Origin of the sequence: Azospirillum lipoferum (genome assembly GCF_024170005.1) — a bacterium.
Lineage (GTDB): Bacteria > Pseudomonadota > Alphaproteobacteria > Azospirillales > Azospirillaceae > Azospirillum > Azospirillum lipoferum.
Genome location: NZ_JALJXJ010000006.1, coordinates 15,853 through 34,096, shown reverse-complemented (window position 1 = coordinate 34,096; position 18,244 = coordinate 15,853). Strand labels below are relative to the sequence as shown.

Annotated in this window: 20 protein-coding genes; 8 read left to right on the top strand and 12 right to left on the bottom strand. The window is 68.9% G+C overall.

Features of this window, described 5'->3' with window-relative positions:
- Positions 1-3: 3 nt before the first annotated feature.
- The 5 genes from cyoC to J2848_RS14705 all read left to right on the top strand — a co-directional run bounded on the left by cyoC (position 4) and on the right by J2848_RS14705 (position 3,769).
- On the top strand, positions 4-663 hold the full coding sequence (cyoC, locus tag J2848_RS14725; RefSeq protein ID WP_376992977.1) for a cytochrome o ubiquinol oxidase subunit III: 660 nt from the start codon (positions 4-6) through the stop codon (positions 661-663).
- On the top strand, positions 660-1,094 hold the full coding sequence (gene cyoD, locus J2848_RS14720) for a cytochrome o ubiquinol oxidase subunit IV (protein ID WP_149232016.1): 435 nt from the start codon (positions 660-662) through the stop codon (positions 1,092-1,094). Before cyoC ends, cyoD begins: the two co-directional genes overlap by 4 nt.
- Entirely contained in the window at positions 1,091-1,861 is a 771-nt protein-coding gene (locus tag J2848_RS14715; RefSeq protein WP_149232017.1) for an SURF1 family protein, read from the top strand. Before cyoD ends, J2848_RS14715 begins: the two co-directional genes overlap by 4 nt.
- An 89-nt stretch (positions 1,862-1,950) precedes the next feature.
- Positions 1,951-3,228, top strand: a complete 1,278-nt coding sequence (locus J2848_RS14710; protein WP_246193924.1) for an ATP-binding protein — start codon at positions 1,951-1,953, stop codon at positions 3,226-3,228.
- The gene (locus J2848_RS14705; RefSeq protein ID WP_149232019.1) at positions 3,215-3,769 is read left to right on the top strand and encodes a response regulator transcription factor; all 555 of its coding nucleotides are present in this window, start codon (positions 3,215-3,217) and stop codon (positions 3,767-3,769) included. Before J2848_RS14710 ends, J2848_RS14705 begins: the two co-directional genes overlap by 14 nt.
- Before the next feature lie 22 nt (positions 3,770-3,791).
- On the opposite strand, the gene thiD is transcribed toward J2848_RS14705, so the two are convergent.
- From thiD to J2848_RS14650, 11 genes are all read right to left on the bottom strand, one after another.
- Entirely contained in the window at positions 3,792-4,622 is an 831-nt protein-coding gene (gene thiD / locus J2848_RS14700; RefSeq protein WP_149232020.1) for a bifunctional hydroxymethylpyrimidine kinase/phosphomethylpyrimidine kinase, read from the bottom strand.
- Positions 4,619-5,992, bottom strand: a complete 1,374-nt coding sequence (gene glmM / locus J2848_RS14695; RefSeq protein ID WP_149232021.1) for a phosphoglucosamine mutase — start codon at positions 5,990-5,992, stop codon at positions 4,619-4,621. Before glmM ends, thiD begins: the two co-directional genes overlap by 4 nt.
- A gap of 224 nt (positions 5,993-6,216) precedes the next feature.
- On the bottom strand, positions 6,217-7,371 hold the full coding sequence (gene folP, locus J2848_RS14690; RefSeq protein ID WP_149232022.1) for a dihydropteroate synthase: 1,155 nt from the start codon (positions 7,369-7,371) through the stop codon (positions 6,217-6,219).
- A gap of 116 nt (positions 7,372-7,487) precedes the next feature.
- On the bottom strand, positions 7,488-8,585 hold the full coding sequence (flhB, locus tag J2848_RS14685; protein WP_149232023.1) for a flagellar biosynthesis protein FlhB: 1,098 nt from the start codon (positions 8,583-8,585) through the stop codon (positions 7,488-7,490).
- 17 nt (positions 8,586-8,602) lie between these two features.
- The gene (locus J2848_RS14680; protein ID WP_149232024.1) at positions 8,603-9,361 is read right to left on the bottom strand and encodes a flagellar biosynthetic protein FliR; all 759 of its coding nucleotides are present in this window, start codon (positions 9,359-9,361) and stop codon (positions 8,603-8,605) included.
- Between the two features lie 4 nt (positions 9,362-9,365).
- Positions 9,366-11,459 carry a flagellar biosynthesis protein FlhA gene (gene flhA, locus J2848_RS14675; RefSeq protein ID WP_149232025.1) on the bottom strand — a complete coding sequence of 698 codons (2,094 nt, stop codon included), beginning with the start codon at positions 11,457-11,459 and terminating at the stop codon, positions 9,366-9,368.
- Between the two features lie 95 nt (positions 11,460-11,554).
- Positions 11,555-12,301 carry a lysozyme family protein gene (locus J2848_RS14670; protein ID WP_246193925.1) on the bottom strand — a complete coding sequence of 249 codons (747 nt, stop codon included), beginning with the start codon at positions 12,299-12,301 and terminating at the stop codon, positions 11,555-11,557.
- 36 nt (positions 12,302-12,337) lie between these two features.
- The gene (gene fliQ / locus J2848_RS14665) at positions 12,338-12,604 is read right to left on the bottom strand and encodes a flagellar biosynthesis protein FliQ (protein WP_042690077.1); all 267 of its coding nucleotides are present in this window, start codon (positions 12,602-12,604) and stop codon (positions 12,338-12,340) included.
- 44 nt (positions 12,605-12,648) lie between these two features.
- Positions 12,649-13,008, bottom strand: coding sequence for a flagellar hook-basal body complex protein FliE (gene fliE, locus J2848_RS14660; protein WP_149232027.1), 360 nt, complete (start codon positions 13,006-13,008; stop codon positions 12,649-12,651).
- An 11-nt stretch (positions 13,009-13,019) separates the two neighbouring features.
- Entirely contained in the window at positions 13,020-13,439 is a 420-nt protein-coding gene (flgC, locus tag J2848_RS14655; protein ID WP_085940669.1) for a flagellar basal body rod protein FlgC, read from the bottom strand.
- A 16-nt stretch (positions 13,440-13,455) separates the two neighbouring features.
- The gene (locus J2848_RS14650; protein ID WP_149232028.1) at positions 13,456-13,848 is read right to left on the bottom strand and encodes a flagellar biosynthesis protein FlgG; all 393 of its coding nucleotides are present in this window, start codon (positions 13,846-13,848) and stop codon (positions 13,456-13,458) included.
- Between the two features lie 126 nt (positions 13,849-13,974).
- Here J2848_RS14650 and fliI point away from each other — a divergent pair, with 126 nt between their 5' ends.
- From fliI to J2848_RS14635, 3 genes are all read left to right on the top strand, one after another.
- The gene (fliI, locus tag J2848_RS14645) at positions 13,975-15,318 is read left to right on the top strand and encodes a flagellar protein export ATPase FliI (RefSeq protein ID WP_149232029.1); all 1,344 of its coding nucleotides are present in this window, start codon (positions 13,975-13,977) and stop codon (positions 15,316-15,318) included.
- Positions 15,315-15,923, top strand: a complete 609-nt coding sequence (locus tag J2848_RS14640) for a hypothetical protein (RefSeq protein ID WP_149232030.1) — start codon at positions 15,315-15,317, stop codon at positions 15,921-15,923. Before fliI ends, J2848_RS14640 begins: the two co-directional genes overlap by 4 nt.
- Positions 15,924-15,998: 75 nt before the next feature.
- On the top strand, positions 15,999-16,418 hold the full coding sequence (locus J2848_RS14635; RefSeq protein WP_246193926.1) for a YbaN family protein: 420 nt from the start codon (positions 15,999-16,001) through the stop codon (positions 16,416-16,418).
- Positions 16,419-16,488: 70 nt separating this feature from the next.
- On the opposite strand, the gene hflX is transcribed toward J2848_RS14635, so the two are convergent.
- The gene (hflX, locus tag J2848_RS14630; RefSeq protein WP_149232031.1) at positions 16,489-17,835 is read right to left on the bottom strand and encodes a GTPase HflX; all 1,347 of its coding nucleotides are present in this window, start codon (positions 17,833-17,835) and stop codon (positions 16,489-16,491) included.
- Positions 17,836-18,244 lie beyond the last annotated feature (409 nt).

The following is an 18,244-nucleotide window of genomic DNA, read 5'->3' as shown; positions in this document are numbered from 1 at the left end:
AGCATGACGACGACCGTTGAAGCCATGCACGGCAGCCACGCGGGGCACGACACCCCGCGCGGCGCCACCCCGCCCGTCTTCTATGTGAGGGACGAGCACGCCCACGAAGCCGCCAGCACCGCGCTCGGCTTCTGGATCTACCTGATGAGCGACTGCCTCATCTTCGCGGTGCTGTTCGCGACCTACGGCGTGCTGGGCACCAGCTACGCCGCCGGCCCGACGCCGAAGGAGCTGTTCGACCTGAAGCTGGTGGCGCTGAACACCTCCATGCTTCTGTTCTCCTCCATCACCTACGGCTTCGCCATGCTGGCGATGGAGAAGGGCCGCACCGCCCAGACCCAGGGCTGGCTGGTGATCACGCTGCTGTTCGGCCTCGCCTTCCTCGGCATCGAGCTGTTCGAGTTCGCGCACCTGATCCATGAGGGCGCCGGCCCGTGGCGCAGCGCCTTCCTGTCGGCCTTCTTCACGCTGGTCGGCACCCACGGCCTGCACGTCACCTTCGGCAGCGTGTGGCTGGTGACGCTGATGGTCCAGGTCGCCCGCCGCGGCCTGATCCCGGCCAACCGCCGGCGCCTGATGTGCCTCAGCATGTTCTGGCACTTCCTGGACGTCATCTGGATCGGTGTGTTCACCTTCGTCTATCTGATGGGAGCGCTGCGATGAGCACCCACGCGCACAGCGATCACCACGCCCATCAGGGCCACGGGCATGATCACGGTCATGGCCACGGCGGTCATGGTCATGACGATCACGGCCACCCCGCGGGCGCCCACGGCACCTTCGGCAGCTATATGATCGGGTTCGTCCTGTCGGTAATCCTGACGGTCATTCCGTTCTGGCTGGTGATGAACGGCACGCTGGACAACACGACCACCACCGTCGTGATCCTGGCGCTGGCCGTCGTCCAGATCATCGTCCACATGATTTACTTCCTGCACATGAACGGCCGCGTCGAAGGCGGCTGGTCGATGCTGGCGATGATCTTCACGATCATCGTCGTGGTCATCATGTTCGCCGGTTCGCTCTGGGTGATGTATCACCTGAACTACAACATGATGCCCGGCATGAGCCACGACATGAGCAAGATGCCGTGACCGGACTGCCGTCCGCGCCCCCCGCGGGTGGTACAAAGAAGAGGGCCCGCCCGGTCTGGGCGCTGGCCCTCTTCGGCCTTCTGGCCCTGGCCGGCATCGCCGGCCTGACGGCACTCGGCGTCTGGCAGCTCGAACGCCGGGTGTGGAAGCTCGATCTGATCGAGCGGGTGGACGCCCGCATCCATGCCTCTCCCGTTCCCGCTCCGGGGCCGGAGGCGTGGCCGTCGGTCACCGCCGCCTCGGACGAATACCGCCGGGTCGGCGTCACCGGACGCTTCCTGAACGACCGGGAGACGCTGGTGCAGGCCGTCAGCGATCTGGGCGGCGGCTTCTGGGTGATGACCCCGCTGGTCACCGACCGCGGCTTCACCGTTCTGGTCAACCGCGGCTTCGTGCCGCCGGAAAAGCGCGATCCCGCGACCCGCGCCGAGGGACAGCCGCAGGGCGAGGTCACCGTTGCCGGCCTGCTGCGCGTCACCGAGCCGAAGGGCGGATTCCTGCGCAGCAACGACCCGGCCGCCGGCCGCTGGTATTCCCGCGACGTCGCCGCCATCGCCGCCGCGAAGGGGCTGGAGCAGGTCGCCCCATACTTCATAGACGCCGACGCCACCCGCAATCCCGGCGGCTGGCCGGTCGGCGGGCTGACGGTGGTCAGCTTCCCCAACAGCCATCTCGGCTATGCGCTGACCTGGTTCGCGCTGGACCTGATGCTGATAGGTGCCGTCCTGTTCGTCGTCCGCAGCGAAATGCGGCGCAGACGCACTTGAGGTTGACGCTCCTAAAACTCCCCTGCCGCCGGTAACTGTCTATATAAGTCGGTGTGCTGATGAACCGGGCGAGGAACAGGACGTCTTTCGTGCGCGACACCACCGACCGCAAAAACCTGTTCCTGCTCGTCCAGCTGCGTTGGCTTGCCGTCGTCGGGCAGATCGTGACGATCCTGATCGTCCATGCGCAGATGGGCATCCGCCTGCCGCTGCTGCCGATGGCCGCGGTGATCTTCGTCCTGATCGCGCTGAACATCGCCAGCCTGATCCAGATCCGGCGCAGCGCCAACGTTTCCAACACCCAGCTTTTCCTGGAGCTGCTGATCGACGTCTGGGCGCTGACCTTGCAGCTCTATCTCAGCGGTGGTGCCTCCAACCCCTTCATCTCACTGTATCTTCTTCAGGTGGCGCTGGGAGCGGTGCTGCTGGAGGCGTGGTCGGCCTGGGCGCTGGTTCTGGTGGCGACCGCCGGCTTCACCTGGCTGATCGGTACCCACCAGCCGCTTCCCCTGCCGCCCGCCTATGAGGGCGAGCTGTTCAGCCTGCACATCCAGGGCATGTTCATCTGCTTCGTGCTGGCGGCGAGCCTGCTGGTGCCCTTCCTCACCCAGATCAACCGCAACCTGCGCGCCCGCGACGCCTATCTGGCCGAGTTGCGCCAGCGTTCCATGGAGGAGGCGCACATCGTCCGCATGGGCCTGCTGGCCTCGGGGGCGGCGCATGAGCTGGGGACGCCGCTCGCCACCCTGTCGGTGATCCTCAACGACTGGCGCCGCATGCCGGCGCTGAAGTCCGATCCCGATCTGGTGGACGAGATGGCGGAGATGCAGAACCAGATCGACCGCTGCAAGACCATCGTGTCGGGCATCCTGATGTCGTCGGGCGAGGCGCGCGGCGAAGGCACGGTGCGCACCACGGTGAAGGGCTTCCTCGACGGGCTGGTGGAGGACTGGCTGTCCAGCCGGTCTCCCAAGCGCTTCGACTATGACAACACCGTCGGCCCGCAGGAACGGATGATCGCCGACCTCGCCCTGAAACAGGTGCTGTTCAACGTTCTGGACAATGCGCTGGAGGCCTCGCCGCACTGGATCGGCGTCGCCGCCTTGCGCCAGGGCGACAATCTGGTGGTGGCGGTCAACGATGCCGGCCAGGGCTTCGACCCCGCCATCCTCGAGGAGCTGGGCAAGCCCTACCGCTCCACCAAGAAGCGGCCGGGCAGCGGGCTCGGCCTGTTCCTGGTGATGAATGTGCTGCGCAAGCTGGGCGGGACGGTGTCGGCCAAGAACCGGGCCGGCGGCGGCGCCACCGTGACGCTGACCCTGCCGCTGTCCGCCCTGTCGCCGGGAGGCGCCGATGGAGACGACTGAGTTGGAAGAGGAAGCCCTCCGCACCCTGCTGATCGTCGAGGACGATGCCTCCTTCGCCCGCGCGCTGCGCCGGTCCTTCGAACGGCGCGGCTACGAGGTCCATGCCTGCGCCGGGCTGGAGGAGATGCGGGAGCTTTTGCAGACGGTGGACCCCGACTATGCGGTGATCGACCTGAAGCTCGCCACCGGGTCGGGCCTGGAATGCGTGAAGGAACTGCACGAGGCGGACGAGGAGACCCGCATCGTCGTGCTGACCGGCTTCGCCAGCATCGCCACGGCGGTGGAGGCGATCAAGCTGGGCGCCTGCCACTATCTGGCCAAGCCGTCCAACACCGACGACATCGAAGCGGCCTTCGAGCGCACCGAAGGCGACACCTCCATCGCCCCCGCCGCCCGCACCACCTCGATCAAGAATCTGGAATGGGAGCGCATCCACGAAACGCTGGTGGAGACGAACTTCAACATCTCGGAGACCGCAAGGCGGCTCGGCATGCACCGGCGCACGCTGGCGCGCAAGCTGGAGAAGAAGCGGGTGCCGTGAGCGGGCGCCCGCCCCTGCCCCCTTACGAAAACTCCCGCACCGTGTGCAGGTGGTTGAGCGGGCCGTGGCCATGGCCAAAGCCGGGCGCGGTGAGGATCGCCGTCTCGACATAGCGCCGCGCCCGCGCCACCGCGTCATGGGTGCTCAGCCCCTGGGCCAGACCGGCGGCGATGGCCGAGGACAGGGTGCAGCCGGTGCCGTGGGTGTGGGGGGTGTGGACGCGGCGGCCCTCGAACACCGTCTCGCCCTCCTCCGTCAGCAGCAGGTCGTAGAGGCTGTCATCCTCCAGATGGCCGCCCTTCAGCAGCACCGATTTCGGGCCGAAGCTGAGCATCAGTTCGGCGGCGCGGCGCATGTCGTCGAGGTCGCGGATCGGCAGGTCGGTCAGAGCCTCGGCTTCCGGCAGGTTGGGCGTCACCACCTCGGCCAGCGGCAGCAGGCGCTTGCGCAGGGTCAGCACGGCGTCGGGATCGAGCAGATGGTGGCCGCTCTTGGCGATCATCACCGGATCGAGGACCAGCGGCACGTTGACCGCGCGTTCCTCATACTCCGCCGCCACCGCCTCGATGACCGGAGCGTTGGCGAGCATGCCGATCTTCACCGCGTCGGCGCCGATATCCTCCAGCACCAGCTTCATCTGCAAGGCGACGAAGGCCGGGTCGACCGGCACCACGCCATAGACGCCGGTGGTGTTCTGCGCCGTCAGCGCGGCGATGGCCGTCATGGCATAGGCGCCGAGCGCGCTGACCGCCTTGATGTCGGCCTGGATACCGGCCCCGCCGCCGGAATCCGACCCGGCGACGATCAGGACGCGTCCGTTGATGGTGCTGCCATTCACACTGTCGGCGCTCATTGCGCGGCCTCCAGGCTGCGGGTTGCGCTGGCCTGGATGGCCTCGGCGATGTCGGCGACCACGCTGTGGACCAGCGCCGCGTCGTCGCCTTCCGCCATCACGCGGATAAGCGGCTCGGTGCCGGACTTGCGGATCAGCAGGCGGCCACTCGATGCCAGACGCGCCTCGCCGTCCTTGATCGCCTGCTGGACGACGGCATCCTCCAGCGGCCTGGTCCCGGCGGTGAAGCGGACGTTGGTCAGCTTCTGCGGCACCGGATCGAACACGCGGCAGACCTCGCTGGCCGACCGGCCATCGGCCTGGATCAGCACCGCCAGCACCTGAAGCGCCGCGATCAGCCCGTCGCCGGTGGTGGAATAGTCGGACAGCACGACATGGCCCGACTGCTCGCCGCCGACATTGTAGCCGCGCTCGCGCATCATCTCGACGACATAGCGGTCGCCGACCGGCGTGCGCGCCAGATGCAGGCCGAGCCCGCCGAGATGGCGTTCCATGCCCAGGTTGGACATGACGGTGGCGACGACGCCGCCGCCGCGCAGGGTCTGCGACCGCGCCCAGGAGGTGGCGATCAGGGTCATCAGCTGGTCGCCGTCGATCGGACGGCCGGCCTCGTCCACCATGATCAGGCGGTCGGCGTCGCCGTCCAGCGCGATGCCGAGATGGGCGCCATGGGCGACCACCTGCTCCTGCAAGGTCTGGGTGGATGTTGCGCCGCAGCCCTTGTTGATGTTGGTGCCGTCAGGGGTGACGCCGACCGGGACCACGTCGGCGCCCAGCTCGTACAGCACCTTGGGCGCCACCTTGTAGGCGGCGCCGTTGGCGCAGTCGACGACGATCTTCAGCCCGTCGAGCCGCAGGCCGCGCGGGAAGGTGTTCTTCACATATTCGATGTAGCGGCCGGTGGCGTCGTCCAGCCGGCTGGCGCGGCCGAGATCGGCCGGGCCGGCGAGGTCGGGAGCGAAGGGCAGCGCCATGCGCCGCTCGATGGCGGCCTCGACCTCGTCCGACAGCTTGTAGCCGTCGGGGCCGAACAGCTTGATGCCGTTGTCCTGATAGGGGTTGTGCGAGGCGGAGATCACGACGCCCATGTCGGCGCGGAGCGAGCGGGTCAGCATGGCGACCGCCGGGGTCGGCAGCGGCCCGACCAGCACCACGTCCATCCCCATGGAGATGAAGCCGGCGGTCAGCGCCGGTTCCAGCAGATAGCCGGACAGGCGGGTGTCCTTGCCGATCACCACCCGGTGGCGGTGGTCGCCGCGGCGGAACTGCAAGGCGGTCGCCATCGCCACGCGCAGGGCCGTTTCGGCGGTCATCGGGTCGATGTTGGCGGTGCCACGGATGCCGTCGGTGCCGAACAGGTGTCGCGTCATGAAAACCTCGTGCAGAAACCGTCTCCAGCCCCGCATGTCGGGGTGCGGGTCCGGATGTACAAGCGAAGGATGTTTCTTCACCCGGCAGCCGGGCCGGGTCAAGGCCCCATCGGCGGCTGCGCGAAAGGGTTACAGCTGACTCATCTTTGCCCTCAATCGGCGGGCGCGGCCGTTCGGCCGCTTGCCTACGCCGGCATGGGCCTGCGGGGCCGCAGTCGCGGCCCTTACCGGGGATGCAGCGCCTCCCACAGGGCACGGGCCTGCGCCGTCTCCGCCACATCGTGGACGCGCAGGATCTGCGCCCCCTGGTTCAGTGTCTCCAGCCCGGCGGCGAGCGAGCCGGGCAGCCGCTCCTTCGGCGGCTCCTCGCGCGACAGCCGGCCGATGAAGCCCTTGCGCGACAGGCCGATCAGCACCATGCAGCCAAGGGCATGGTACAATGACGTGTGGCGCAGGATCTCCAGATTGTGCTCCGTCCTCTTGCCGAAGCCGATGCCGGGATCGATGGCGATGCGCTCCGGGGCCACGCCGGCCGCGACGCAGCGGGCGACCCGCTCCTCCAGCCAGTCGAACACGTCGAGTGCGGCGTCGCGGTAGGTCGGGTTGGCCTGCATGGTGCCGGGGTCGCCCTGCATGTGCATGACGACGACCGGAGTGGCGGTGCGCGCGACCACCGGCAGCGCGTCCGGATCGGACAGACCGGCGATGTCGTTGACGATGCGGGCGCCGGCCGCGGCGGCGGACTCCATCACCAGGGCGTGGCGGGTGTCGACCGAGACGGCGGCACCCTTTGCCGCGAAATGGCGGATGACCGGCAGGACGCGCCGCTCCTCCTCCTCCGGCGGGACCGGGTCGGCACCGGGGCGGGTGGACTCGCCGCCGATGTCGAGGATGTCGGCACCGGCCGCCAGCATTGCCTCGCCATGGGCGATGGCGGCGGCGGGGTCGAGGAAGTCGCCGCCATCGGAGAAGCTGTCCGGCGTGACGTTGACGATGCCCATGATCAGCGGCCGGTCGGGCGACAGTCCGGCGAAGGGCGCGCGGACGCGGGTCAGGGCGCCGAGCTGGCGGTCCAGCGCCTCCGCCACCGCGCGGGAGCGTTCCCAGCCCCAGGCCATGATCTCCGACAGCGGCGCGAAGGCGCGGTCGATGCGCGAACCGGCATCGCGGACGATCAGTTCGGCGGTGGAGAAGGCAAAGCGTCCGCCGGCCAGCGGCACCGCCGCGCCCTTGGCCCAGGCGGCGATGGGCATCAGCCCGACCGGGCGCAGGTAGACCCGCACGCCGTCCTCCGCCGCCCAGGGGCAGAAGCCGGCGAGCGATCCGGCCGCCGATTTGGGCGCGGGTTTGGCGGCGGGCTTTGCAGAGAGCGGCGGCATCGGGGGTCCCCCATCACGTCACGGACTGGCTGCTCCGTTCCTGGCACGCGGCTGGCGGGATGGCAAGGGGTGAGGGCGCGCGATATTTGATGATCCTCGCCGCGCGCCCCCTCACCCTAACCCTCTCCCCGGGGGGGAGAGGGGATGATGCGACCCTTCAGCTTCAGCACATAGGTGATGACCTCCGCCACCGCCTGATAGTGCTGGAGCGGAATGGTCGCATCGACCTCCGCCGAGGCATGGAGGGCGCGGGCCAGCGGCGGATTCTCGACGATGGGGATGCCGTGCTCCTGGGCCAGCGCGCGGATGCGCAGCGCGATCAGGTCGGCGCCCTTGGCGAGGCAGATCGGGGCGGCGGTTCGGCCGCGCTCGTATTCCAACGCCACGGCGAAATGGGTGGGGTTGGTGATGACCACCGTGGCCCGCGGCACGTTCGCCATCATCCGCTTCTTGGAGCGCGAGCGGCGGATGTCGCGCAGGCGGGCCTTGGCGTGGGGATCACCCTCGCTCTGCTTGAACTCGTCCTTGATCTCCTGGTGGCTCATGCGCAGGCGGCGGCGCCATTCCAGGCGGTTCCACAGCACATCCACCGCCGCCATCAGCACGGTCGCCAGCAGGACCGCCAGCAGCAGCCGCAAGGTCACGTCCCGCAGCAGCACGGGCAATCCGGCGACGTCCATGCCCACAGTATCCTCCGTCCATGCGATGTAGGGTGCCAGCGCGTTCCATGCCGCGATGCTGATGATGGCGAGCTTGACCAGGCTCTTGGCGAATTCGACCAGTGCCGGCCGGCCGGCCATCCGCTTCCAGCCCGATGCCGGCGACAGATGCGACCATTTCGGGCGGATGCGATCGGAGGCGACGACGAATTGCCCCTGCCCCAGCGCCGATACCACCGCCCCGGCCAGCAGGATGCCCAGCACCGGCAGCAGGGCCACGGCGACGCCACCGATCAGCCAATGCAGGCTGTGGATGACGTCGATGGCGCTGCCGTCGATGCGGATGTCGTCCGGGTTCTCGATCAGCGGCAGCAGCAGCGCCGACAGGTTCGCGGCGACGCCGGGCACCACCATCAGCACGATCATCCAGGCGGCGACCATCGCCGACAGCAGGCCGACGTCGCGGGCACGGGGAACGTCGCCCTTCTCCGCCGCCTCGCGCAGGCGTTTCTCCGTCGGTTCCTCGGTCTTCTGTTCGTCGTCCTGTTCCGCCATGGCTCAATCTCCGGAAGTCAGGACCCCGACAGCCAGCCGCCGAGTGCGGCGACGAAGGCGGTCAGCATCGCGCCGGCAGTCGCCATGAACAGGCCCATGCCGATCATCAGAACGCCCGGCGTCGCGACGAAATAGACCGGCATCGCCGGCATCACCCGGTTGACCAGCCCCAAGGCCAGATTGACCACCAGCCCATAGAGGATGAAGGGCGCAGCCAGCCCCACCCCCAGCCGGAAGGTGGTCGCCAGCAGTTCGGCGAAGCGCTGGGCGACCATGCCGAGGTCGGGGAACACCCCCGCCGGCCAGGAGCCGTAGGAGCGGGCCAGCGCGCCGATCATCAGGTAATGCACGTCCGATGCGAACAGCAGGGCCAGCCCGCCGATCAGCAGCACGCCGGACAGCACCGATCCGCCCTCGAACCCCGCCGCCGCCATCGAGAAGGGGTTGCTGAGGCCCACCACCTGGGCCGCCAGGGCGCCGGTGGTCTGGAGGGCGGCCATGAACAGCCGGGCGCCGAGGCCGAGATAGGCGCCGACCAGCGTCTCACCCGCCAGCGCGCGCAGCATCTCCACCGGCTGGTCCGGCATGCGGTCGGGCAGACCGTCCACCCCCGGCAGCAGGACCAGCGTGACGATGACCGCCAGCGCCGCCCGCACCCGCATCGGCACCGCCGCCTCGCCGAAGCCCGGCAGCAGGCCGATGGCCGCCGCCACCCGCGCCAGCACGAGCAGGCCGCGGTAGATCTCCAGGGTCAGGAACTGGTTCAGGTCGCCCATCGCTCTAGACCTGATCGACGGTCTTGAGCGCCGCCTTGCGGTGCAACTCGGCATGGCTCAGCACCGGGGTCATCGGGCTGACCCGCTCCAGCAGGGAGCGGACGAAGGGCCGCGCCTCCGCCCCCACCAGCAGGGCGGGCCAGACCTGCGAGGTTGCGTGCTTCTGGATCTTCAGCCGCACGGCGGTCAGGAACTCCTGCACCTGGCTGGGCGGCATGACGAAGCGGCGATCGTCACCCTCCACCACGATGCTGTCGAGCAGAGCCTGTTCCCAGCGCGGGCTGAGCGCGATCACCGAGACGAAGCCGTCCGGCCCGGCCAGCCCCTGGTGGATCTGCTGGCCCAGCCGCATCCGCACATGTTCGGTGATCAGCGTGATGTGGCGGGTCCAGCCGACGGCTTCCGCCACCGCCTCGACGATGGCCGGCAGGTTGCGGATCGACACCCGTTCGGAGAGAAGCTGCTGCAGCACGCGCTGGAGGACCACCAGCGAGATCTGGCTCGGCACCATGTCGTTGATCAGCTTCTGGTACTCGCGGCCGAGCCCGTCGATCAGTTTCTGCAGGGCGGCGAAGGTCAGCAGGGTGGAGAGGTTGTCCTTGATGATTTCGGTCAGGTGGGTGGTGATGACGCTTTCCGGATCGACGACGGTGTAGCCCTTCGCCACCGCCTCCTCGTGCCGCGCCGGGTCGATCCATTTGGCTTGCAGGCCGAAGGTCGGCTCGCGCGTCGCGTCGCCGGCGATGTCGGGCACGGCGCCGCCGGTCGGGTCGATGGCGAGCAGGTGCTTCGGGCGCACCTCCCCCTTCGCCGCCTCCACCCCCATGATGCTGATGACGTAGCTCTTGGGCGCCAGGAAGCTGGAATCCTTGATGCGCACCGAAGGCAGGACGAAGCCGAACTCGGTGGCGAAGCGTTTGCGCAGCGTCTTCACCTTGGTGGTCAGCGGGCCGTTCTTGTTGAGGATCAGCGGGACGAGGTGGTTGCCGACCTCCACCTTCACCTCGTCGACCTTCAGCATGTCCTCCACCGCCTCCTCGGGTGCGGCGGGGGGTGCCTTGCGGCTTTCCTCCAGCTTGGCGAGTGCGGCGGCGCGGGCCTTGCGGCGCGGCGCGTACCAGCCGAGGCCGGCGAAGGCGGCACCGATGGCGAGGAAGGGCGCCATCGGCAGGCCCGGCGTGATCGCCAGCGCCACCAGCAGGCCGGACGCCACCAGCAGCGCCTTCGGGTAGGCGCCGAGCTGGTCGATCACCGCCTTTTCGGCCGAGCCGATGTTGCCGCCCTTGGTGACCAGCAGGCCGGCGGCCAGCGACACCACCAGCGCCGGGATCTGCGTCGCCAGCCCGTCGCCCACCGTCAGCGTGGTGTAGATGGAGGCGGCATGCTCGAAGCTCATCCCCTTCTGGACGATGCCGATCGCCATGCCGCCGAGAACATTGATGACGGTGATGACCAGACCGGCCACAGCGTCGCCGCGCACGAATTTCGAGGCGCCGTCCATGGCGCCGTAGAAGGTGCTTTCGTCCTCCAGTTCCTTGCGGCGGCGGCGCGCCTCGGCCTCGTCGATCATGCCGGCGGAGAGGTCGGCGTCGATCGCCATCTGCTTGCCGGGAATGGCGTCGAGCGTGAAGCGGGCGCCGACCTCGGCGATGCGGGTGGCGCCCTTGGTGATGACGACGAAGTTGATCACCACCAGGATGCAGAAGATCACCACGCCGATGACGAAGTTGCCGCCCATCACGAACTGGCTGAAGCCCTGGATGACATGGCCGGCGGCGGCGTGGCCGTGATGCCCCTCGCTGAGGATCAGCCGGGTCGACGCGATGTTCAGCGCCAGCCGCAACATCGTCACCACCAGCAGGACGGTGGGGAAGGACGAGAAGTCCAGCGGGCGCGGGATCCACAGCGACACCATCAGCACCAGCACCGCGACCGAGAAGGACAGCGCCAGCCCGAGATCGAGGAACCAGGACGGCACCGGCAGGAACAGCACCGCCAGCACCAGCAGGATGCCGACCGCGAACAGCACGTCGCGGTTCGCCAGCCCGATGTCGCCGATCAGGCCGAACCGGCTGCGGACGTGATCCGTGAGGGTCATGGGGGGTCCCGGAAGGGTTTGTGGAGGGGCGGGTTTGTGGAGGAAGGACGTTCCGGCAACGATAGGGGGCTGCGGTAAAACCGGGATTTAAACGGTCATTGGCTTGGAAGCAGCGGCCGGGCCGGGCCGTCGGCGAACAGGCCAGACAGGAAGCTCAAGCGCCCGCGCTCCGCCGCGGTCCAGACCGGGGCGGTGCCGCTTGGCCCGGCGGCCAGAGTCTCCAGATAGCCGAGCGCCCCGGCGACCCAGCGCAGGTTGCCGGTCACCCGCTGGCGATAGGCCTCGCCGCGCTCGGACTGGGCGGAGTGGTAGCGGGCAATGGCGGTGTCCAGCGAGCCATGGTCGCGCCGCAGGGCCGACAGGAAGGACGCGGCATAGCGGGCGTTGGCGACCGGATCGAAGGCGGTGACCAAATCGGGGAAGGCGTCGGGGTGCCAGCGCAGGTTCACTTGCAGGCAGCCGACATCGATGGACTGCACGCCGCGCGCCTGGGTCTCGCGCACGAAGGATATCGCCGCGTCGCGCGTCGGGAAGTAGTGGGATTGCCCTTCGGTGTTGACCGTCCAGGGCCAGGCGGTGAACAGCCGGTCCTCCGTCCGCCGGCCGGACTCGGTGAAGCCCATCGCCAGCAGCAGATGGTCGGCGATGCCGGCCGCCTTCTCCGCATCGAGGATGGCGGCAATGCACTGCGCTTCCGGCGGCAGGGCCTTGGCGGCGGGTTGGGCGGGCTGTTTGGGCGGCGTATAGAGGGCGGTGCTCCACACGCCGATCTGCGAGAGGTTGGCCGGCGGCGCCGCCGCACCGCCGGCCGGACTTACGAGCAGCCCGAGAAGGGGAAACATGACCGCTCGCAACGGGGGGAGGCGCATCTTCGCGCTTCAGTCGATGGCGACGATCAGGTCGCTCAGCCGGTCGGCGTAGGTGGCGAGCGTGCCGTACATGAAGGGCAGCGCCAGCACCGTCACCACCAGGATCGCGACGATCTTCGGTACGAAGGTCAGCGTCATCTCCTGCACCTGGGTCAATGCCTGCACCAGCGAGATCGCCACGCCCACCACCACCGCGACGATCAGCGGCGGTGCGGCGACCAGCAGGGTCGTCCAGATGCCGCTGCGCAGCACCTCCAGCACGTCGGCCTGGTTCATGGGGGTGGTCCTTTTTGTGTGGAGAGGGGCAAGCGCGCCACGCCTCAGACCGCGATGCGCATGATCTCCTGGTAGGCCTGGACCATCTTGTCGCGGATGGCGACGACGCTCTGCACCGTCATCTCCGCCGCCAGCACCGAACGCACCACCTCCTGCGCGCTGGCCTTGCCCGACACGGCGGCGAGCGACACCCGCTCGCTCTCCTTCAGCGTGTCGACGGCCTGGGAGATCGACTTGTCGAGGAAGCCGCCGAAGTCGCTTTCGGCACTGGCGGCCACCGCGTCGGTCTGGTTGGCGGTGGACAGCGGCGAGGTCGCCGCCTGGGTCTCGGCAAGGCCGCTGGCAATCGGGCTGCGGTTGGCGGCATAGGCGGCGGCGACGCGGCCGACGGACATCTCGATCATGGAACGGCTCCTCAGCTGCGCAGCAGGTCGACGACGCGGGTCATCATCGCGCGCGATTGTTCGATGACGTTCATGCTGGCCTCGAAGGCGCGGCCGGCCTCGCGCATGTCCATCATCTCGACCAGCGGCTGGACGTTGGGTTTCTTGACGTAGCCCTTGTCGTCGGCCGCCGGATGCGAGGGATCGTAGGCGAGCTGGAAGTCGCTGCGGTCGCGGCCGATCTGCTTGACCTGCACCAGTTCCGCGCCGACGCCGCGGTCCATCACGCTGTCGAAGGACACCGTCTTGCGGCGGTAGGGATCGCCACCCTTGGCGGTGGCGGTGCTGTCGGCGTTGGCGAGATTCTCCGCCACCACGCGCAGGCGGGTCGATTGCGCCTGGAGGCCGGCGCCGGCGATCTTCAGCGTGGCGCCGAGGACATCGTTCATCATCGGGTCGTCTCCGTCCTTAACCGTTCCTCCAGGCCATGCGCAGCATCTGCACATTGCGCTGGAACAGGCTGGTGGTCAGCGCGAAGGCGTCGCGGGTCTCGCTGCCCTTGATCATCTCCTGCTCCAGCGACACCGCATTGCCGCTGGGGGTCGATTCCCACAGGGCCGCTTTGCCCTCCTCGCGGAAGCCGGCGGTGGAGCGGGTACTCGCCAGATGCAGGCCGGAGGTGCGGGCGGTCTCCACCGGGCGGATGCCGTCCATCACGCTGTCGAAGGGCTTCAGGTCGCGCGCCTGGTAATCGGGCGTGTTGGCGTTCACCACATTCTCGGCGACCAGCTTCTGCCGCTGCGCCAGATAGTCCAGCCGCGTGCCGGCAAGCTGAAAGAAACCGATTTTACCTAAATCCATTGCGACCTCGTTCCCTCACAACTCGCCGGAACACTGTGCCGGACGATGGCTCCGCCCGTTTAAAACCGGATTTAAATTCACTGCTCTAGTCTGCCTTCATCGACGGGCATGAGGGAGACTGCACCGATGCCGGCACTCGCCACCCTGGCGGCGGAACTCGACCGGCTGCCGACGCGCCAGTGGCGCGGGGAGATCCGCTCGGCCGCCGGCATGACGCTGGAGGTCGACGGGCTGCAACGCGTGCTGTCGGTCGGCGACAAATGCCATGCCGAGACCCTGCGCGGCGGGCGGGTGCTGTGCGAGACCATCGGCTTCCGCAACGGGCGCTCGCTGCTGATGGCCTTCGACAATCTCGACGGCGTGGCGGAGGGCTGCGCGGCGGTCACCGACGACACCGCCTTCACGCTGAGGCCCGGCCCCGGCTGGCTCGGCCGGGTGGTCAACGCCCTGGGCGAGCCGATCGACGGCAAGGGTCCGTTGCTGAACGGCGAGCATCCGCGGGGCCTGCGCCAGCCACCGCCGGCCGCCTGTGCCCGGCGCCGTGTGGGCAAGCGGCTGGACAGCGGCATCCGGGTGATCGACAGCTTCGTGCCGATCTGCCGCGGCCAGCGGCTGGGCGTCTTCGCCGGATCCGGCGTCGGCAAATCCACCCTGCTGGCGATGGTCGCCCGCCATGCCGAGGCCGACGCCATCGTCATCGGCCTGATCGGCGAGCGCGGGCGCGAGGTGCGCGAATTCATCCAGGACGATCTGGGACCGGAGGGGCTGGCCCGCTCCGTCGTCATCGTCGCCACCTCGGACGAGCCGCCGCTGATGCGCCGGCAGGCGGCACTGCTGACCATGACGGTGGCGGAGGAGATGCGCGATCAGGGAAAGCATGTGCTGTGCCTGATGGACAGCGTCACCCGTTTCGCCATGGCCCAGCGCGAGATCGGGCTGGCCGCCGGCGAACCGCCGACCGCCAAGAGCTATCCGCCCAGCGTCTTCGCCGAACTGCCCCGCCTGCTGGAGCGCGCCGGACCCGGTCCGGAGGGCTGTGGAGAAGGCGACATCACCGCCATCTTCACCGTCCTGGTCGACGGCGACGACCATGACGAACCGATCGCCGATGCGGTGCGCGGCATCCTCGACGGGCATCTGGTGCTCGACCGCAGGATCGCCGAGCAGGGGCGCTATCCCGCCGTCAATCTGCTGCGCAGCGTGTCGCGCAGCCTGCCCGGCTGCCATGACGCGCGGGAGAACCGCATCGTCGGCCGCGCCCGCGCACTGGCCGCCAGCTATGACGGCATGAAGGAGATGATCCGGCTCGGCGCCTACAAGCGCGGCACCGATCCGGAGACCGACGCCGCCATCGACCTGCACCCGCGGCTGGAAGAGTTCCTGCGCCAGGGCAAGGACGACCCCTCCCCCTCCGCCGACAGCTTCGCACGGCTGGACTCGCTGCTCGCCGCCATCGGAGACCAAGCATGAGCGTCAACACCCCGGGCATCGACAAGAGACTGGCCGCCCAGGCGGTCACCCCGCCGGCCGCCCAGCGCAAAGCCTCCGCCGAGCCGGAGGAAACGCTGGCCGACAGGATGAGCGTCGGCTTCGACGACCTGCTCGATGTCGTCAACCCGCTCCAGCAGTTGCCCGTGGTCGGGTCGGTCTACCGCGAGGCGACGGGGGAGAGCATCTCGATCCCGGCGCGGCTGGCCGGCGGCTTCCTGTTCGGCGGCCTGCCCGGCCTGATCGGCAGCGCCGCCATGGTCGCCTTCGAGGAGGTCACCGGCGACAGCGTGCTGGGCCATATCGGCAGCCTGCTGGAGGACGGGACGGAGACTGCCGTGGCGGAGGGCACGCCGTCCGGAACGCTGCCCTGGATGGGCGGCGGGAGTGGGGGCGACCCCGCCCTGCCCTCCCCCCAATCCCTGACGGAAGCCTTGCGCCGCAAATCCGCCCCGGCGGCCGAAACCATGGCCAGCGTCGCCGCACCGGTGGGCGAACAGCCGGCGCCACAGCTGCTGGCGAAGCTCTACAGCCTGGAAGCGACCGCAAAGGCCGGCGCGCCGGGGGTGGTGCGCAAGGCGGGGTGACCAACCCCCACTTGCACGGCAGCGCCGGGCGCGGTTCAATGATCCGCAGGGCGTTCCTTGACGGGCAGGCGGGCGGTGGACGACAGCAACGGTGACGGCATGGGTAAGGGACGGCGGCGGATGTGGCTCCTTGTCGGCCATGGCGCGGTGGGGCTGGCAACCGCCGGAGCCTTCCTGCCCATCCTGCCCACCGTTCCCTTCCTGCTGGTCGCCGGCTGGGCCTATGCCCGCGGCAATCCCGAACTGCGGGAGCGGATGCGCAACGATCCGCGCTTCGGCCGTGCCGTGCGCGAATGGCAGGACCGCGGCGCCATCCCGGTCAAGGCCAAGGTCATGGCCGTCGGCGGGATGTCGTCCAGCTTCGCCATCCTGGCCCTGTCTTCGCCCGGCTATCCGGTGCTCGCCGGCACCGGCGCGATGATGGCGGCCGTTGCCGTCTATGTGGTGTCCCGTCCACCGCCTTCGGCCCCCCCTTCGGACAAGGGACAGGCCTGAAACGCGCCAGGGGCCGCCGTTTCCGGCAGCCCCTGTTCTTCAAGGTTCTTCAAGTTCCAAAAGGCCGCGGTCAGGCCGCGACGCGTTCCTGCCCCGGACGACCCATGCGGGCCAGAATCGCCGGCTCGATGGCCACTTGCAGGTGGGCATGGCTGTCGTCGTCGCGGCGGCCGACCACCTCGCCATGGGCATAAAGCCAGGCGAGCGTCGCACCGTCGCCATGCGCGACATCCAGTTCCACCAGCTCACGGCCGGCGGTCATCCGGCCGTCGAGGATGCGGAACAGCGTGTCCAACCGCTCGCCGGTCGCGGCGGACAGCGCACAGGCGTTGCCGGACCGCTCGGCGCGGGCGAGCACGGCGTCGAGATCCGCCCCGCCCAGCAGGTCGATCTTGTTGGAGACCTCGACCACGCGCGGGTCGCGTTCCGGATCGATGCCGAGATCGGCCAGGATCGCCTCGACATCGGCCTTCTGGGCTTCGGTATCGGGGTGGGCGATGTCGCGGACATGCAGGATGATGTCGGCCGACTGCACCTCCTCCAGCGTGGCGCGGAAGGCCGCGACCAGATGGGTCGGCAGGTCGGAGATGAAACCGACCGTGTCGGACAGGATCACCTTGCGCCCGGACGGCAGGACCACCTGACGCATGGTCGGGTCGAGCGTCGCGAACAGCAGGTTCTTCGCGAACACGTCGGCGCCGGCCATCCGGTTGAACAGGGTGGACTTGCCGGCATTGGTGTAGCCGACCAGCGCCACCACCGGGTAAGGCACCTTGGCGCGCGCCTTGCGGTGCAGGCCGCGGGTGCGGCGGACGTCGTCCAGCTCCCGCTTGATCCTGACGATGCGGTTGCCGATCAGGCGGCGGTCGATCTCCAGCTGCGATTCACCGGGGCCGCCGAGGAAGCCGAAGCCGCCACGCTGGCGTTCAAGGTGGGTCCAGGACCGGACCAGCCGCGACTTCTGGTAGGTCAGCGACGCCAGTTCGACCTGAAGCTGGCCTTCATGGGTGCGGGCGCGCGCCCCGAAGATCTCCAGGATCAGGCCGGTGCGATCGATGACCTTGGCGCCGAAGGCCTTTTCCAGATTGCGCTGCTGCACCGGAGTCAGCCCATGGTCGACGATGACGAGGTCGATGGCCTCGCCGGCCTCGCGCGCATCTTCCAGCAGTTTGGCATACTGCTCGATGGCGCCGCCGCCCAGCAGGGTGGCCGGACGCGGCTGGTTGACCTTGACGACGGCGGCCTGCGCCACCTCAAGCTCGATCGCCGCAGCAAGGCCGACCGCCTCTTCCAGGGAGGCTTCGGGGCTGCGGCCGGTCTCCACGCCGCGCAGGACCGGGTGGAGGACGAGGGCGCGGCCCAGGCTGGACCGCAGGGTTTGGACGGTATTGGACTCGGTATTCGGATGCGTACCCATGAGGTTCCTTGTATCGGCCCGGGATCAGCACCGGTCCGGTGGTTCGGTTTTGTGAAGGCCGGCATTCGACGCTGCCGGCGTGCGTGCATCGCTCGCGGATGCAAAGCTCTGGAATTTGGGAAAAGAGGATCCTCTCCGGCCCCACCGGCGGCGCCACGGCACGGGGGGAGGGTCGCGGCGGCCTGCGCGTCACGGAGCCGGAGAGGAGAGCGTCGGCGCACCCGAGGCAGGGCGCCAAAGCGGGGAACTTAGATCAAGGGAAGTCACCGGAGTTGCCGCGCCGGCCGGGAAGGGGGGCCTCGTCACGCGGGATCGCACTATGATACGGCGTCGCCGCCGGTACATCGAATAGATGTGGGTTTCGGCGCTTGAAACAAGGGCGCGGGGACGATTTTTCCGGGGAGTATCC

Coding starts and splice junctions, on each gene's coding strand:
- cyoC (WP_376992977.1), top strand. CDS start 4: ATGACGACGACCGTTGAAGCCATGCACGGCAGCCACGCGGGGCACGAC.
- cyoD (WP_149232016.1), top strand. CDS start 660: ATGAGCACCCACGCGCACAGCGATCACCACGCCCATCAGGGCCACGGG.
- J2848_RS14705 (WP_149232019.1), top strand. CDS start 3,215: ATGGAGACGACTGAGTTGGAAGAGGAAGCCCTCCGCACCCTGCTGATC.
- thiD (WP_149232020.1), bottom strand. CDS start 4,622: ATGAGCGCCGACAGTGTGAATGGCAGCACCATCAACGGACGCGTCCTG.
- glmM (WP_149232021.1), bottom strand. CDS start 5,992: ATGACGCGACACCTGTTCGGCACCGACGGCATCCGTGGCACCGCCAAC.
- folP (WP_149232022.1), bottom strand. CDS start 7,371: ATGCCGCCGCTCTCTGCAAAGCCCGCCGCCAAACCCGCGCCCAAATCG.
- flhB (WP_149232023.1), bottom strand. CDS start 8,585: ATGGCGGAACAGGACGACGAACAGAAGACCGAGGAACCGACGGAGAAA.
- J2848_RS14680 (WP_149232024.1), bottom strand. CDS start 9,361: ATGGGCGACCTGAACCAGTTCCTGACCCTGGAGATCTACCGCGGCCTG.
- flhA (WP_149232025.1), bottom strand. CDS start 11,459: ATGACCCTCACGGATCACGTCCGCAGCCGGTTCGGCCTGATCGGCGAC.
- J2848_RS14670 (WP_246193925.1), bottom strand. CDS start 12,301: ATGTTTCCCCTTCTCGGGCTGCTCGTAAGTCCGGCCGGCGGTGCGGCG.
- fliQ (WP_042690077.1), bottom strand. CDS start 12,604: ATGAACCAGGCCGACGTGCTGGAGGTGCTGCGCAGCGGCATCTGGACG.
- fliE (WP_149232027.1), bottom strand. CDS start 13,008: ATGATCGAGATGTCCGTCGGCCGCGTCGCCGCCGCCTATGCCGCCAAC.
- flgC (WP_085940669.1), bottom strand. CDS start 13,439: ATGATGAACGATGTCCTCGGCGCCACGCTGAAGATCGCCGGCGCCGGC.
- J2848_RS14650 (WP_149232028.1), bottom strand. CDS start 13,848: ATGGATTTAGGTAAAATCGGTTTCTTTCAGCTTGCCGGCACGCGGCTG.
- fliI (WP_149232029.1), top strand. CDS start 13,975: ATGCCGGCACTCGCCACCCTGGCGGCGGAACTCGACCGGCTGCCGACG.
- J2848_RS14640 (WP_149232030.1), top strand. CDS start 15,315: ATGAGCGTCAACACCCCGGGCATCGACAAGAGACTGGCCGCCCAGGCG.
- hflX (WP_149232031.1), bottom strand. CDS start 17,835: ATGGGTACGCATCCGAATACCGAGTCCAATACCGTCCAAACCCTGCGG.